16 protein-coding genes are annotated in these 15,358 nt (G+C 64.1%); 11 read left to right on the top strand and 5 right to left on the bottom strand.

Annotated features, from left to right (window positions below):
• The first annotated feature begins 133 nt into the window (after positions 1 to 133).
• The 5 genes from EOA75_RS03860 to EOA75_RS03835 all read left to right on the top strand — a co-directional run bounded on the left by EOA75_RS03860 (position 134) and on the right by EOA75_RS03835 (position 5,823).
• Positions 134 to 2,344, top strand: coding sequence for a hypothetical protein (locus tag EOA75_RS03860; RefSeq protein WP_127323672.1), 2,211 nt, complete (start codon positions 134 to 136; stop codon positions 2,342 to 2,344).
• A 982-nt stretch (positions 2,345 to 3,326) separates the two neighbouring features.
• Positions 3,327 to 3,758, top strand: coding sequence for a cupin domain-containing protein (locus tag EOA75_RS03850; protein ID WP_067329481.1), 432 nt, complete (start codon positions 3,327 to 3,329; stop codon positions 3,756 to 3,758).
• A 186-nt stretch (positions 3,759 to 3,944) separates the two neighbouring features.
• Positions 3,945 to 4,703 carry a copper homeostasis protein CutC gene (locus EOA75_RS03845; RefSeq protein ID WP_164747269.1) on the top strand — a complete coding sequence of 253 codons (759 nt, stop codon included), beginning with the start codon at positions 3,945 to 3,947 and terminating at the stop codon, positions 4,701 to 4,703.
• A gap of 14 nt (positions 4,704 to 4,717) precedes the next feature.
• A complete protein-coding gene (locus EOA75_RS03840; protein ID WP_067329643.1) occupies positions 4,718 to 5,212 on the top strand; it encodes a GNAT family N-acetyltransferase in 495 nt (164 codons plus the stop codon).
• A 125-nt stretch (positions 5,213 to 5,337) separates the two neighbouring features.
• A complete protein-coding gene (locus EOA75_RS03835; RefSeq protein WP_127323669.1) occupies positions 5,338 to 5,823 on the top strand; it encodes an SRPBCC family protein in 486 nt (161 codons plus the stop codon).
• A 5-nt stretch (positions 5,824 to 5,828) separates the two neighbouring features.
• On the opposite strand, the gene EOA75_RS03830 is transcribed toward EOA75_RS03835, so the two are convergent.
• On the bottom strand, positions 5,829 to 6,851 hold the full coding sequence (locus tag EOA75_RS03830) for an acyltransferase (protein WP_067329475.1): 1,023 nt from the start codon (positions 6,849 to 6,851) through the stop codon (positions 5,829 to 5,831).
• A 292-nt stretch (positions 6,852 to 7,143) separates the two neighbouring features.
• On the opposite strand from EOA75_RS03830, the gene EOA75_RS03825 reads away from it, so the two are divergent.
• The 4 genes from EOA75_RS03825 to EOA75_RS03810 are packed head-to-tail and all read left to right on the top strand — an operon-like array spanning position 7,144 to position 10,044.
• On the top strand, positions 7,144 to 7,842 hold the full coding sequence (locus EOA75_RS03825; RefSeq protein WP_067329472.1) for a fumarylacetoacetate hydrolase family protein: 699 nt from the start codon (positions 7,144 to 7,146) through the stop codon (positions 7,840 to 7,842).
• A complete protein-coding gene (gene maiA, locus EOA75_RS03820) occupies positions 7,839 to 8,489 on the top strand; it encodes a maleylacetoacetate isomerase (RefSeq protein ID WP_127323668.1) in 651 nt (216 codons plus the stop codon). The genes EOA75_RS03825 and maiA overlap by 4 nt, the downstream gene beginning before the upstream one ends.
• Positions 8,479 to 8,946, top strand: coding sequence for a DUF4262 domain-containing protein (locus tag EOA75_RS03815; protein WP_127323667.1), 468 nt, complete (start codon positions 8,479 to 8,481; stop codon positions 8,944 to 8,946). The genes maiA and EOA75_RS03815 overlap by 11 nt, the downstream gene beginning before the upstream one ends.
• Positions 8,947 to 9,003: 57 nt before the next feature.
• A complete protein-coding gene (locus tag EOA75_RS03810) occupies positions 9,004 to 10,044 on the top strand; it encodes a zinc-dependent alcohol dehydrogenase family protein (RefSeq protein WP_127323666.1) in 1,041 nt (346 codons plus the stop codon).
• Between the two features lie 9 nt (positions 10,045 to 10,053).
• Here the strand turns inward: EOA75_RS03810 and EOA75_RS03805 are convergent, their stop codons facing one another.
• Entirely contained in the window at positions 10,054 to 10,917 is an 864-nt protein-coding gene (locus tag EOA75_RS03805) for a DMT family transporter (protein WP_095802015.1), read from the bottom strand.
• Positions 10,918 to 11,019: 102 nt separating this feature from the next.
• Between EOA75_RS03805 and EOA75_RS03800 the strand changes: the two genes are divergently transcribed.
• Positions 11,020 to 12,465, top strand: a complete 1,446-nt coding sequence (locus EOA75_RS03800; protein ID WP_127323665.1) for a PLP-dependent aminotransferase family protein — start codon at positions 11,020 to 11,022, stop codon at positions 12,463 to 12,465.
• Here EOA75_RS03800 and EOA75_RS03795 read toward each other — a convergent pair.
• The 3 genes from EOA75_RS03795 to EOA75_RS03785 form a co-directional block, all read right to left on the bottom strand.
• Positions 12,462 to 12,959, bottom strand: coding sequence for a MaoC family dehydratase (locus EOA75_RS03795; protein ID WP_066999871.1), 498 nt, complete (start codon positions 12,957 to 12,959; stop codon positions 12,462 to 12,464). The genes EOA75_RS03800 and EOA75_RS03795 overlap by 4 nt on opposite strands.
• A 189-nt stretch (positions 12,960 to 13,148) precedes the next feature.
• Positions 13,149 to 13,577: a TIGR01841 family phasin gene (gene phaP / locus EOA75_RS03790; RefSeq protein WP_066999869.1), complete on the bottom strand. Its 429-nt coding sequence runs from the start codon at positions 13,575 to 13,577 to the stop codon at positions 13,149 to 13,151.
• 67 nt (positions 13,578 to 13,644) lie between these two features.
• Positions 13,645 to 14,940 carry a DUF445 domain-containing protein gene (locus EOA75_RS03785; RefSeq protein WP_127323664.1) on the bottom strand — a complete coding sequence of 432 codons (1,296 nt, stop codon included), beginning with the start codon at positions 14,938 to 14,940 and terminating at the stop codon, positions 13,645 to 13,647.
• 195 nt (positions 14,941 to 15,135) lie between these two features.
• Here EOA75_RS03785 and EOA75_RS03780 point away from each other — a divergent pair.
• The coding region (locus tag EOA75_RS03780; protein WP_127323663.1) for an Rrf2 family transcriptional regulator at positions 15,136 to 15,358 on the top strand (223 nt) is incomplete at its 3' end.

Genomic DNA, 15,358 nt, shown 5'->3' with positions numbered 1-15,358 from the left:
TCGACAACATTCCCCCAGTACTGGGGCCGAAGCGGTGACAGCTTCGAAGGCAGGCGGCAAAGTTAGCCAGGGCGAGGAGCCACACACCGCTTCACGAGCTTAAAGTTACATCGGAAACCGCGCAGGTACGGCGATGTCAGATCTTGCCGGGTTTTACGCAGACGACACAGGTCTCGCTCTCCTGGGCGGGATGACAATATTTGTATTGGTAGGCTTCTTCCTTGTGGTCCGGCGTATCCTCATCGCAGCGAGACGGCGTCACCAGTATGGCTACCTGAGCGAAAGCACGCCTATTCCCCTCGATGAGGCTTCTTGGGCCTGGGATCGCCCACGCAATCTTGCAGCCAAGGCGGCTTCTTCCCGGGCCGCCGTGCCCCCGGCCCCGGATGTTCAGGGTCTAAACTCCGGTAAGTCCGGGGTGCGAAAGGATTATCTCAACACGACGCCCGAAGCGGGCGAGAACTCGCGCGAGGACCTGCCCGATGCTTTCGCTCCGGCGACAAGCTTCGCCATGGCCTTACCTCCCCGTGTTCGCAGGCCGACGAGCCCCTTGTTACGCTTGAGCGTCGCCGCAATTTGTCTGGCCGTGCCGCTTGGCTATGCGTTGACGAGACAAAAGCCGGTCGAAAGCGCCCCCGCTGTTTCGCGGGCCGATAGCTACTCCCTTCCCGATCTTTCACGCCGCTTGGAGATTCCTGCCAGCACGGCATCAACCGACGCACCCACGAACGGCGAATTGCCCAAACCGGATCTTACCGCTGCCGAAGCACAGGTCGAGGCAGCTCGTGCTCAGGCAGCAGCTGCAACGGAATTGGCTGGCCAGGAGCACCGAGCGATGGAGGAGGAGCGCGCCAGGAGTGCCTCTCTGGAGAGTGCGCTCGCTGAGACGCGCAAGCAGATCGAGGTGCTGAAGACAAGCATGGCAGCCGCGGACGACGCCAGCGAGGAGCGTTTGCGCAACGAACTTGTGGCAGCCCGCACGCTCGAGGCATTGCGGTGGATTGCGCAAGATATCCGCGCGCGGATCAGCGAAACCATCGACCATGTCTTTATACAGATGCCCGCTGCTCGCCTCGAACGGGAGCGAACCGAACAGATGGCGCGCGACCTAGCGCAAGCGCGAGCGCAAATTGAACAGCTGGAAGCCAAAGCCGCCGGGGATCGCGCCAAAGCCGAGGCTTCGCTGGCGCAAGCGAGCGGGATGCTTGACGAGGAGCGCCGGAAGTCGGAGGACCTTCGTGGCGACATCGCTGAAATGGAGCAGTCCAAGGCCGCGATCGCGGACACGGCTGAGCGGGAACGGACCGGTGCCGCTGCGACGCGAGCAAGGGTTGAGCAGACTGCCGCCGAGACGGCGCAGGCATTGGCACGGGAACAGGCTTCAGCAGTCGCGAACCGTGCGGACCTCGACAAAGCCCGGCTCGAGCGCGACGCGGCCGAACAGGAGCGAGCCAAGGCCGTCTTAGCAAAAGAGCGTGCCGAGCGGACTGCCGCCGAGACGGCGCAGGCTCTGGAACGCGAACGCGCTTCAGCAATATCGGCCCAAGAGGACGTCAACAGAGCCCGCCTCGAGCGCGACGCGGCTGAGCAGGAGCGAGCGAAGGCTGTCTCGGCGAGAGAACGTGCGGAGCAGACTGCCACTGAAACAGCGCAGGCGCTGGAGCGCGAACGCGCTTCGGCAGTCGCGGCCCGTGAGGACCTCGACAAAGCCCGGTTGGAGCGCGACGCGGCGTTACAGGAGCGCACCAAGGCGGTCGCAGCGAAAGAGCGCGCGGAGCAGAGTGCTGCCGAGACGGCGCAGGCGCTGGAGCGCGAACGCGCTTCGGCAGTCGCGACCCGGGAGGACCTCGACAAAGCCCGGCTGGAGCGCGACGCGGCGTTACAGGAGCGCACCAAGGCGGTCGCAGCGAAAGAGCGCGCGGAGCAGAGTGCTGCCGAGACGGCGCAGGCTCTGCAACGAGAACGCGCTTCAGCAGTGTCGGTCGGAGAGAACCTCAACAAAGCCCGCCTGGAGCGTGACACAGCCCGCCAACTTTTGGGACAGGCCGCCATGAGGCTGAAGGAGGCTCTGGACAAGCAACGTGAAGCGACGGTTTCTTTCGCCCGCGAGCTGGCCGCCGCGCGTGCCGATAATGATAAGCTTCGGGCTCAGCGCCGCGACGCTCAGATAGAGCCGCCGCTGAAGCCGCGCTCTGGCCGCGCATCGGCCGGCGCAGGTCAGACGAAAGCTGTCAGCCAAAAGAAGACTACGTCCAGCAAGGTTCGCAAACCGTCGCGCGAAATCCGTGTGCGTGCCATTACGCTTCCGTTTTCCCTCCGGCCAAGCCATTCGACGTTGGACTGAGCTGGAACGACTGCCCTGGAAAATCGGGCGCTGGGCGGCATGAACTCGACGTCTACGGCGAGGGCTCCCACTGTGCGCTATGTCAGCCCGATCACGCTGCCTTTCGCGTTCAATTCGCAGCCGACCGGCGCCTGGCGCGTCTCGACGCCGCCTTGATATCCGTAGTCGATGCTGACCTGGACGGGAGCCGATATCCTCTGTCGGCTCAACCGCCGTACGGAACCTGCACTGCTGACGCGCACACTGGTCGCGCCAAACTGAGCTGCGGCCTGCTCGATTGCCTCACGGCAGGCACGAACGATGTTGTCCGGGACACCCGGCAGCACTTCAATTGGATGGACTGCCAGTGGAATAGCGCTGTCTTCGAAGGGCAGCAGGGCGGGCGGAAGGTCGAGCGACCTTCCGCCGTTGCCGGCTACGCCCGCCCTTGACGTCACTGACCCGGTTGTGGTGGGGCTGCTTCCGTCATCGTTAGACGGTGGGGACGGTGGGTCAGACGGCGGACTGCCGCCGGAGCCACCGGGATCGCCGCTAGTTCCGTTGTGCTGACCGTTGTTGCTGCCAGCGCCATGACCGCCGCTATTCCCGTGATCGCCACCAGCGTTACGACCTTGGCCGCGCTCGCCGCCGGCCGCGGCTCCCGCGCAAGCTATCGCGACAGAGCACGCGAACGCGAGATGGGCCAAGCTGGATCCCAGATATTGACGCACGGCACCCTCCAAAGGCGCTTCGGCCGGCCGTCCTTCCGCCGCATGCCGTCAGAACGGCGCAGCACCCCCAGGCAACTCGCGACTACGCCAGGGAAACTAACTAGGGGATGATTCCGGTCTATCAAGGGACTGGGTGCGGCAGCACCCAAGTGGGGGGCAGATTTGAAGGACCTGGCAGCTGATAGTTCATACAGCCCGGGAAGCCCCAAATCCTTTCTCCTTGCGAGTCGACAGCGCTTAGGCGATTTTGCCGATCATTTCGGGAGGAAATCGTGCGAAACATTCCGGCATCGGCGCTGCTGCTGGCGGCCGCTTTTTATGCAACCACCGCCGACGCTCTGGACAGTTCGGCCACACCTGTTGTCGTGACGCCATTGGCGTCGAAGACGACGACGGCATCCGGCCAACCGATCAAGCTGCCGCAGAAGAATGTCGAGGTCCAGGTCTCGGCCTATCAGATCGCGCCCGGCGCGACGCTGCCGGTGCACAAACATCCCTTCCCGCGCTATGCCTATGTCGAGGCAGGCACCCTCAAGGTCACCAATGTCGAGACCGGCAGCAGCAACACTTACAAGACCGGCGATTTCATCGTCGAGATGATCGGCCAGTGGCATCAGGCGACCAATATCGGCAGCGATCCGGTGAAGCTGCTGGTGATCGACCAGGTCGAACAAGGCGCCAAGAACACAATCCTGAAGCAGTAGCGAGGCAACGGGGCTCAGCTGTTCCGCGGTAGGGCGGGCGCTCCAAGTCTTGAGCAATCAATAACTGCGCGCCGAACAAAACCGGAAGCGCAAAGTGACCGCTTCGCTTGCTGGACCGATTGATGCGGCTTTCGCCTCGATCGCCCCAATGCTAGGGCTGCGCTTTCTCTTCAACATGGATGGATGATGGTGACCGACGCTCAAAGGCCCCTGATCGAACTCTGCGTCGAAGGCATTGACGGGCTGCTTGCCGCGCAGGCCGCCGGCGCCGACCGGGTCGAGCTTTGCGCCAGCCTCGTCGAAGGCGGCATTACGCCGAGCCTCGGCACGGTGCGCGTAGCCCTCGAACGTGCGACCATCCCGTTTCATGTTATCGTGCGCCCGCGCGGCGGCGATTTTCTCTACAGCGAGGCGGAATACCAATCGATGCTGGCCGATATCGGCGCGCTGCGCGATCTCGGCGTGGCCGGCATCGTCGTCGGCTGCCTGACCGCTGACGGCGCAATCGATGAAGCGAGGATGAGCGAACTGGTGCGCGCCGCCGGTCCCCTCAATGTCACCTGCCACCGCGCCTTCGACATGACGCGTGACCCGGCCGAGGCGCTCGAAGCGCTGATCCGCTGCAAGGTCGGCCGCGTGCTGACCAGCGGGCAACACGACACGGCGCTGGAGGGCGTCGATCTGCTCGCGCGCTTGGTTCGCCAGGCCGGCTCACGCATCATCATTCTCGGCTGCGGCGGGCTGGCGCCCGACAATATCGGCGAGGTCCGTCGGCAAACCGGACTGACCGAGATGCATTTCGCCGCGCTTGCCGAGGTGCCGAGCGCCATGCGATACCGCAACCCACATGTCGGCATGGGCGGCACCGACCTCGATCGCGAGTACCGCAACACGGTGACCGACCAGGACTTGGCGGCGGCAACGATCGCGGCCGCGAGGGTCTGATGCCGGAAGTGACGATGTCGAAAGATTGCTCGCCGATCGAACGCGTTTCGCCTGCCGACGAGGCCGCCATTCTCGCTCTCAACAACGAGCATGCCGCCGAGTTGTCCTGGCTGGAGCCGGAGCGCCTGTCATTCCTGATCGGGCAGGCTTTCTACACGCGCCGCATCGGGGCGCTCGAAGCCTTCATCATGTGCTTCGATCAGGATGCCAGCTACGAAAGCCCGAACTTCCTCTGGTTTCGTGAGCGCTACCCCCGCTTCGTCTATGTCGACCGGGTGGTGGTCGCGGCCGAAGCGCGCGGCCGTGGCCATGCCCGCCGTGTCTACGAGGATCTGTTCGCGCATGTCAGGCGCGCATGCCACACGATCGTAACCTGCGAGGTCAATGCCGATCCCCCGAACCCCACATCGGATGCCTTTCACGCGGCGCTCGGCTTTGCCGAGGTCGGCGATGCCGTGATCCACGGCGGCAGGAAGTCGGTGCGCTACTACGCCAAGCCGATCGACTAGCGCATGGCCCTGGAAGCCAGAGGCTTTCAACCATGAGCCAAACAAGGTCTCATGCGGCCGCCGCACTGGCCACAAACAGAAGCTGCAGCTAATGTATCGTCTTCGCGTGCCGGGGGCGTGACATCATGCCAAGCAACGTCTTCCGCTTCGACGAGAGTTGGAACATTCCCGATGCCACGCCGCAGGAAGTGTGGGACGTTCTGTCCGACGCCGAGTTGCTGCCGCTCTGGTGGGGCGACGCCTACAAGGAAGTCGAGCCGCTCGACAAGAAAGGCAAGGCCGTCGTCGGGTCACGGGCAAGAGCCAGGGCGCGAGGCGCCCTGCCCTACGAGCTGAACTTCATCATCGAGGCCGCGGAGCTCGATCCTGGCCGACTGGTGGTGGTGAAGACCTTCGGCGATTTCGACGGCCTGTGGCGGGCTGAGCTGTCGCCAGCCGGAAGCGGAACGCATGTGAAGCTCACCTGGCAGGTCATCGTGGAGAGGCCGATCCTCAAACTCCTGGCACCCTTGCTCAGACCGGCTTTCGCGTGGAATCACCGCTGGACCACACCTCGCGGCGAAGCCGGGCTTCGGCGCTATCTCGCCGCACCAAAAACCGGCAAGGCCTGACCTCCTCACCAATTGCGGTTGAGCCAGCCGCGCGCCGGTTTCTCGACGATGTAGTAGCTCGCCAGGGCGCAGGCGAAGACCGCGCCCAGCATCGGGATCGGCGCCACGTCGCGGTCATGGACGAATTTGTAGAAGGGCTGCTGCCACAGATAGAGCGAGTAGGACCACAGCCCCAGCATCACCATCGGCCGCGATGACAGTGGGCCGGTCAGATAACCGCCGGCGAAGTCGAGCGTGTTGACGGCGAGCGCCAGCAGCGGCACGCCCAGCAGATAGTGCAAGGGCGTCGGCACCGGATCGAGGAACAGCAAGATTCCCCCCACCGCGGCCGCCAGCGCCAGATGCCGGCTCCTGAGGAATGCCGGCAGGTGTCCATCGGCCTTGAGCAGGCAGATCGCCGCCGACAGCAGGATCGAGGCGATATGCACGTCGGTTCGCCAATAGCTGGTTTCGTAGTCCATGCCGAAGACCCAGTAGGAAATAGCGCCGTTGGCCATAGCGAGCAGCGACAGCATGACAAGCAGGCGCACGACATTCGCGCGCCTGGAAACCGCCACGCTGATCAGCGCCAGGATGACATAAGAATGCTCCTCGATGGCAAGCGACCAGATATGGTCGAGCGCGCCCGCGCGATTGATGAGAATGCCGGCATAGTTGTAGGTGAATGTCAGCGCGGTAAGCGCCGCCTTCCATTTGAAGGCAATGAAGGTGCCGGAGAGCCCGATCATGACGGCAACCACGAACACCAGCAGGGCTGGATAGACGCGGGCGAACCGGCGCTTGAAGAACTTCTTCAGCGGAAAGCGCTCGACGAACAGGATTTCCCCCATCAGCCGGCCGCTCAGCACGAAGAAGAACTCGACGCCGAGCACGCCGAGATTGATGCCGCGAATCGGGAAGACATGGCCGATCAGCACGAAGGCGATCGACAGGCCGCGCCAGCCGTCGAGATAGGCCAGCCTTGCCCGTGCCGCCTTGTCGGCTGCGGCCCGCGGCAGGACGCCGGCCGTCGCGGAGATGTCGGTCATGCCCGTCCCTCGCAACTCGAGGTCCCGGCATAGCCGTGCCTGGAACCGCTTCGTTTTCCCCGCCGCAGTTATTTTGCAGTGCGGGATAATCTTGTGCAAGTGCGAAGCAGCGAATTCACAGGCAGTTCCTGCCAACCGATTGCGAACACAAAAGAAAAAGGGGCCGCGGCGGGTCCTGCCGCCGCTTGGTGAACCCGCCATGGTCGGCAATGTTTCGTGGCCTCATGCCTTGCCCGCCTGCCGAAATCGGCCGAATGTGCGGATCGATTCATTTCCAACGCAGAGACCGCCTATGGCAGACTTCGTCCTCCCTCCGCCCGCGATCGCTTCGGTCGCGGTGACCGGCTCGGCGGAACGGTTTGCCGTGCGCCGCATCTTCTGCGTTGGCCGCAACTACGCGGCGCATGCGCGAGAACTCGGCAATGACGAGCGCGATCCGCCCTTCTTCTTCACCAAGCCGGCCGACGCCGTGGTCGACAGCGGCGCCGAGATCCCCTACCCGCCGCTGACTGGCAATCTCCACCACGAGATCGAGCTGGTCGTGGCGATCGGCAAGGCCGGCTTCCGCATCCCTCGCACCGAGGCGCTCGCGCATGTCTGGGGCTATGGCGTCGGCGTGGACCTCACTCGCCGCGACCTGCAGGACCAGGCAAAGAAAGCGGCCCGCCCCTGGGACTGGTCGAAGGCCTTCGACTTCTCCGCGCCTTGCGGCTCGCTACTTCCGGTCGCAAGGTCTGGCCATCCCGAAACGGGTCGCATCTGGCTCGCTGTAAACGGTGACGTAAAACAGGACGGCGACCTCGCCGAGCTGATCTGGCCCGTCGCCGATGTCGTCTCGATCTGCAGCGAGTCGGTCGAGCTCCAGCCCGGCGACCTGATCTTCACCGGCACGCCGGCCGGCGTTGGCGCGGTTCAGGCGGGCGACAAGATCACTGGTGGCGTCGACGGCATCGGCGCCGTCGAGGTCACCATCGGGCAGCCGAGGCGATGAGCGACCTCGTCCTCCATAACTATTATCGATCCTCCACCTCATACCGGGTGCGGATCGCGCTGGAGATGAAGGGGCGTGCCTACACCTATGTGCCCCACCATCTGCGCCATGGCGAGCATCTCGAGCCCGCCTATCTCGCGGTCAATCCGCAAGGGTTGGTGCCGGCGCTGGTGCTCGACGACGGAACGCTTTTAACCCAGTCGCTGGCGATCATCGAATATCTCGACGAGATCGAGCCCGAGCCGCCGTTGTTGCCCAAGGATGCGCTGGGACGCGCCAGGGTCCGGATGCTGGCGCAGATGATCGCCTGCGACATCCATCCGGTGAACAATCTGCGCGTGCTCACCTCGCTGCGCACCTTGTTCGGCGCCGGCGACGAGGATGTCGTCAACTGGTTCCGGCATTGGGTGAATGAAGGTTTCCAGCCGCTTGAAAAGATTCTGGCCGCCTCGCCCGAGACCGGCAGGTTCTGCCATGGCGATACACCGGGGCTCGCCGATATCTGCCTCGCCGCGCAGGTCACCAACAATGCCCGCTTCGGCGTCGACATGGCGGCCTATCCGGTGATCTCGCGCATCCACGCCGCCTGCATGGCGCTGCCGGCGTTCCAGAAGGCTGCGCCGCAGAACCAGATCGATGCCGAGTAGGGAAGCCAGGGATCCCGACGAGGCTAAGACGCTCGCCGATATGGAGGAGTATGGCTGTCATATTCTCTGCGTGCTGGAGGACGACGAGCACCCGCCATTCGCTTACTCGGTGGGGATAGAGTACAATTTCAAAGCCCCTGAGCTGGTCGTCATCGGGCTCAAGCCGGAGCTTTCGCAGACCATCCGCAACGAGTATTGCCGACGAGTGCGCAGCGGCGAGAGGTTCAACGTTGGAGAGCGGGCGCCGGGTTTCCTGCGAGGTGGCTTCGACTGTCAATTCGGTGCCCACTACCCTGAATATTTCGGTTGGGGCATATGGTTTTACGACGGGCCCGTTCTCCGGATTATGCAGCTTATCTTTCCGACAACCTCCGGTGTTTGGCCATGGGATGCCGAAGCCGGCGAGTGGTTTTGCAAGCGGCAACCATTGCTCGACCAACCACCATGGCCGACTTAGCTTGGGACCTATTACCCAAAATCGCCCTGCCCTTTGAACTGGATAGAAAGCACTCCCATGAAAGCTGTCGTCTTCGAAAAATTCGGCGAAGCTCCCACGATCCAGACCGTGCCTGACCCCAAGCCGGCGGGGGATGGCGTCGTCATCAAGGTCGAGGCGACCGGTCTTTGCCGCAGCGACTGGCATGGCTGGATGGGTCATGACGACGGCATCACGCTGCCGCATGTCCCCGGCCATGAACTGGCGGGCGTCGTCGTCGCCGCCGGCAAGCAGGTGAGCCGCTGGAAGGCCGGCGACCGCGTCACCGTGCCTTTCGCCGTCGGCTGCGGCCGCTGCTTCGAATGCAACTCCGGCAACCATCAGGTCTGCGAGCACCAGACCCAACCTGGCTTCACGGGCTGGGGCTCGTTCGCCGAATATGTCGGCATCGAGCATGCCGACACCAATCTCGTACGCCTGCCGGACGAGATGGAGTTCGCCACTGCCGCCAGCCTCGGCTGCCGCTTCGTCACCTCCTTCCGCGCCATCGTCGACCAGGGCCGGGTGACGCCCGGCGAGTGGGTGGCGGTGCATGGCTGCGGCGGTGTCGGTCTCTCGGCGATCATGATCGCCAGCGCCATGGGCGCCAATGTCATCGCCATCGACCTCACCGACGAGAAGCTGGAGTTTGCGAAAAGGATCGGGGCGGTCGCGACCATCAACGCTTCGACCACGCCCAATGTCGTCAAGGCCGTCAAGCAGATCACCAACGGCGGCGCGCATATGTCGATGGACGCGCTCGGCCATCCAACCACGTGCTTCAACTCGATCGCCAATCTGCGCCGGCGCGGTCGCCATGTTCAGGTCGGGCTGATGCTGGGCGACCATGCCTGCCCGCAAGTGCCGATGGACAAGGTCATCGCCTTCGAGCTCGAAATCCTCGGCAGCCACGGCATGCAGGCCTACCGCTATTCCGCCATGATGGACATGATTCGCACCGGCAAGCTGAAGCCCGAACTGTTGGTCGGCAAAAGGATCAGCCTCGATGAGGCGCCAGCCGCATTGATGGCGATGGGCGGCTTCGAGGGCATCGGCATCGGCGTGGTGACGAAGTTTTGAGTAGGCTCCCTACCTGGCGAACTTCTTCGCCCCGAACACGCAGGCCACCACGCCGAGCGTGACCACCACCATCAGCGGGCTGACCTGCTCGTGCAGCAGACTCGCCGCGAGCGCCAGGCCGAAGAAGGGCTGCAGCAGTTGCAATTGCCCGACCGCGGCGATGCCGCCCTGCGCCAGGCCGCGATACCAGAACACGAAGCCGATCAGCATGCTGAACAGCGAGACATAGCCGAGGCCGATCCATGCGCCGGAGCCGACAGCGGCAAAAGACGGCGGCAGGGTCGCAAAGCTCAGCGCTAACATGACCGGCAGCGACAGCGCCAAGGCCCAGCAGATCACCTGCCAGCCGCCGAGCTTGCGCGACAGCGCCGCACCTTCCGCATAGCCCAGCCCGCAGGCGATGATGGCGGCGAGCATCAAGCCGTCGCCGACCGGTGAGGCCGTCACGCCTTGCAACAGCGCGAAACCCGCGACGAGCGTGCTGCCCAGGCAGGAAAACAGCCAGAAGGCCGGGCGCGGACGGTCGCCGCCGCGCAGCACACCGAAGATCGCCGTCGCCAGCGGCAGCAGGCCGACAAAGATGATGGAATGCGCCGCCGTAACATGTTTGAGCGCCAGCGCCGTCAGGAGAGGAAAGCCGACCACGACGCCTAGCGCAACGACGACCAGCGAGACCAGATCCCCGCGATCCGGGCGCTTCTCGCGGAACAGGAACAGCATTGCGATGCCGAGCAGGCCGGCGATCGCCGCACGGGCCGACGTCAGGAAGGTCGGGTCGAAATCGACCACCGCCACGCGCGTCGCCGGCAGCGACCCGCTGAAGATCAGCACGCCGATGAAGCCGTTGAGCCAGCCGTTGAAACTCTTATCCATCATCCGCTCCGTTTGCGCTTCTGTACCGGCGCAGCGCATGGCTTTGCCAGAGACAATGGGGTACAATTCCGCAAAACTGTATTGGTCAACAGGGAAGTACAGATGGACACGCCCGACCCGAAGGCGACGAATGCCGGAACGCTCGTCGAAGCCGTCATGTCGGCAATCCGGCAGCGGATCGCCGCGCGCATCCTGACGCCGGGCGCGCGCTTGCCTTCGATCCGCGCCTTCGCCGGCACGATGCAGGTGTCAAAATCTACGGTGGTCGAGGCCTATGAGCGGCTTGCGGCGGAAGGCACGATCCGCTCGCGGCCGGGCTCCGGCTTCTTTGCCGCCGGCCCGCTTGCGCCGCTGTCGCTGGCCGAGATCGGCCCGCGGCTCGACCGCGCCGTCGACCCGCTCTGGGTCTCGCGGCAAGCACTGGAGGCATGCGACGATATGCTGAAACCGGGCTGCGGCTGGCTGCCGGCTTCCTGGATGCCTCAGGCCGCGTTGCGGCAAGCACTGCGCGGCGCCGCCCGAGCCGACGATGCGACGCTTGCCGACTACGGCACGCCGCTTGGCCTGCCGGCACTGCGGCAGCTGCTTGCCCGCCGCCTGTCGGCGCACGGCGTCGAGGCTTCGCCGGACCAGATCATGCTCACCGAGTCCGGGACGCAGGCGATCGACCTATTGTGCCGCTTGCTCCTCGAGCCGGGCGATACGGTTCTGGTCGACGATCCCTGCTATTTCAACTTCCATGCGTTGCTGCGCGCGCACCGCGCCAAAGTGGTCGGTGTCGCGATGACACCCTCAGGGCCCGATATCGACCTCTTCGCGCAAGCGCTCGCCGAGCACAAGCCGCGCCTCTACATCACCAATTCCGCGCTTCACAACCCGACCGGCGCGGTGCTCTCGCCGCTTATAGCGCACCGGCTGCTCAAGCTTGCCGATCAATCGGATCTCGCCATCGTCGAGGATGACATTTTCGCCGATTTCGAGCACACGCCGGCGCCGCGGCTGGCGGCCTTCGATGGCCTCGGCCGCGTCGTCCAGATCGGTTCCTTCTCGAAGACGCTGTCGGCTTCGGTGCGATGCGGCTTCATCGCCGCGCCCCGCGACTGGATGGAACGGCTGATTGACCTCAAGATCGCCACGACTTTCGGCGGCGGGAGGCTCTCCTCGGAACTGGTGCTGACTCTGCTGAAGGACGGCAGCTACCGCAAGCATGTCGAGCAGTTGCGCACCCGCCTGTCGCGCGCAATGGCCGAAACAGCCGGCAGGCTGAAAGCAATGGACGTTATGCCCTGGATCGATCAGGGGGCCGGTATGTTCCTGTGGTGCCGCCTGCCCGACGCCATCGACGCCGCCGATGTCGCCCGCCATGCGCTGGCGGATAATGTCGTGCTGGCGCCCGGCAACGCCTTCAGCCTGTCGCACTCCGCCGGCCGCTTCATGCGTTTCAACGTCGCCCAATGCGCCGATAAGCGCAACTTCAGAGTGCTTGAAAGGGCAATGGCCGCGTCCCGCCGCAAAGCCGCGTCGCAGCCCGGCAGCGGCAGAGCTTAGGCGCCTGCCCGCTTGCGGCGCTCATACATCATCACCAGCGTCTCGGCAGTCAGCGCCGGCTTCTGCTCGCCCTCGATCTCGACGGTGTTCGCGGCCTTCATCAGATATTGGCCGGGGCCTCGGTCTTCCATGGTGAGCAGCGTCGTGCGCAGCCGTATACGTGCGCCGGACTTCACCGGCGCCAGGAAGCGCACTTTGTCGAAGCCATAGTTGAAGGCGGCTTGCGTGTTTTCCGGCACGATGCCCATCTCCAGCGCCAGCGCGCCGATGATCGACAGCGTCAGATAGCCATGCGCGATCGTAGTGCGGAACGGACTCTGCCGCTTCGCGCGCTCCGGATCGACATGTATCCACTGGTGGTCGCCCGTGCATTGGGCGAACTGGTCGATGCGCTGCTGGTCGACCGTCGTCCAGTCCGACACGCCGATCTCCTGGCCGGCCATTGTCCGCAACTGTTCGAAGGTCGGCGGCGTCCTCGGCCGATTTTCCGTCATTCCTGCTTTCCTGCTGGCTTCTGCCAATCTCCCGACCATGAACCGGCGGCTCCTGTCAATTCGCGGCGCCTCGATTTCACCCTCAGAGTTGACGGTTTTACGGCAAGCCGCGAACGCGCAGCCGCACGCGCCGATTGCTCAGCCGCCTGAACCCGATCCGGAAAAACCCGAATAGGCGCCCTGGATTGCTCACTTCCCGTCGTAGCCGGCCCGGATTTCCGCCATCGCGTCCTTGATCCTGTCGCGCAGGATTTCGACCGATTCGGTGCCGGATTTCCGAACCAGGTCGGCGACCTCGCCGGCATTCTTCAGCGTTGTCTCGAAGGATTTCCTGGCGAAATCCACCTGCTTCGTCATCAACTCCTGCGGATTGCCCGGAGGCTGGTAGTTGCGTGCCATCCGGGTAATTTCGCCGAGCGCCTCCTGCACCATTTCGTGCTGTCTCGACAGAATGGATGACGCGCCGGCGGCGCTTGCCCGGGCCGACTTCTCCAGAGCCTCGAGATTCCTGCGGTGGTGATCGAGGATCGCCTGGATGTCGACCTTCGGCAGCTTCAAGTCGCGGCCGAACCTGCTGAAGATGTCCAGAAAAGAGTCGGATTCCGGTTGTCTTGCCATGTCGTCGCCTCCCGATCTGCCGCTCTTACAGCGCCCACTAGGGAGAATAGTGCGCGCCCGGTCCGCGTCAATTGAGGAGAAGCAGCCGCTCCGCCGTATAGAGTGCCAAGCCGGCCAGACCGCCGATTACCATGCCGTTGAAGCGGATATACTGCAGGTCCTTGCCGATATTGATCTCGATCAGCCGCGTCAGCTGGGCCAGATCCCAGCGCTTGACCTGATCGGCGATGAATTTCGACACGCCGCTCTTCTGGCTTTCGACGAAGGAGGCGAGCGCCACAACAAAACCCTGGTTCATGTCGGCCCTGATCTGGGCATCGTCGGCCAAATGCCGGCCGACCTCGACGAACAGGTTGGCGAGGTGCTCGCGGATCGTCGAATTGGCCGCGTTGGCGTCCTGCTCGATGAACAAGCGCAGGCTTGCCCAAGTCTCGCCGGCGAGAGCCCTGACTTCCGGACGGCCCAGGAAATCGCGCTTCAGCTTTTCGGCGCGCCTTGCATATTGCTTCGAGGTCCTGAGCCGCTCGACGAAGCGAAGTACGAAACGGTCGAACTCGGCGCGCGCCGGATGATCGGGATCGGCCCGCACCTCCTCCAGCAGCAACCCGGCGGAAGCGACAATCTTCTTGAGCAGATAGGCGTCGGCGCGAAACAGGTTGAACAGCGACGGCAGTTCCTCACGGATCTTTTCGCGCATCGTCGCCAGCGCCTTCTCGTCGTTCAGGAAGCGCCCGACCACCCTGGTGAACTCGTCGAACAGTTTCTGGTGGCGCCGGTCGTCGGTGAGCGCCGACAACAGCTCCGCGGCTAAAGGCGCCAGCGGCACCTTTTCGATCTGCTCCAGCAAGCGGCTGGTGACGAAGTCGCGCAGCCCGGACTGCTCCACGGCGGTCAGCGTCTGCGGCACCAGGCGGGCGACGAATCGCGACAGGTCGGCGGCGCGTTCGGCGTCGGCCAGCCAGTCGGCGACGAGGGCGGCAAAGTCGACCTCGGCGAGCTTTTCCCGCACGGGCTCCGGCGCAAGGAAATTGGCCTCGATGAACCGGCCGAGATTGTCGGCGATGCGGTGCTGGTTCTCAGGAATGATGGCCGTGTGCGGGATCGGCAGGCCGAGCGGGCGCCTGAACAACGCCACGACCGCATACCAGTCGGCCAGCCCGCCAATGATCGCCGCCTCGGCGAACGCGGCAACAAAGCCGAGCCACGGATGGGTGATCTCTAAAGACTTGGCGAGCGCGAAGACAAGGATGCACAGGCCAAGCGCTGCGGCGGCGACGAACTTGGTCCGCCGCAATGCCGAGAGCTTTGCCTGCGCATCGGCGTCGAATCGAACCGGCGCGAGGGCCTGAGCTGATTGTGACATGGAAAGGCCTTCCCTATTGCACCCGGACTTATCTAGGGCCTCCGCCGGGGAAACGCTCGCTCAAAGCGCATTGCGGCGCGATGCGGCGGACACGCACAAAAAGTTGATAAGTTTATTCAGCTATGTAGCGGTCCAGTCTGGAATTGTTCCAAACTATGGGCCATATTCGGCCCAAGCTCATTTCGCGAGGATACCATGCGGCTCACGCGCCAGACGAACTATGCGATGCGCATACTGATGTATTGCGCCGCGAACAGCGACCGCCTGAGCCGCATCCCCGAGATCGCCACCGCCTATTCGGTTTCGGAGCTGTTTTTGTTCAAGATCCTGCAGCCGCTGGTCGAGGCCGGCCTGGTCGAGACGGTGCGCGGCCGCAATGGCGGCGTCAGGCTCGGCCGCCCGGCGGAGCAGATCAGCC

Source organism: Mesorhizobium sp. M1A.F.Ca.IN.022.07.1.1 (genome assembly GCF_003997575.1).
Classification (GTDB): Bacteria; Pseudomonadota; Alphaproteobacteria; order Rhizobiales; family Rhizobiaceae; genus Mesorhizobium.
Note: the sequence above shows the minus strand (reverse complement) of the source record. Positions and strands in the feature narration are given on the sequence as shown.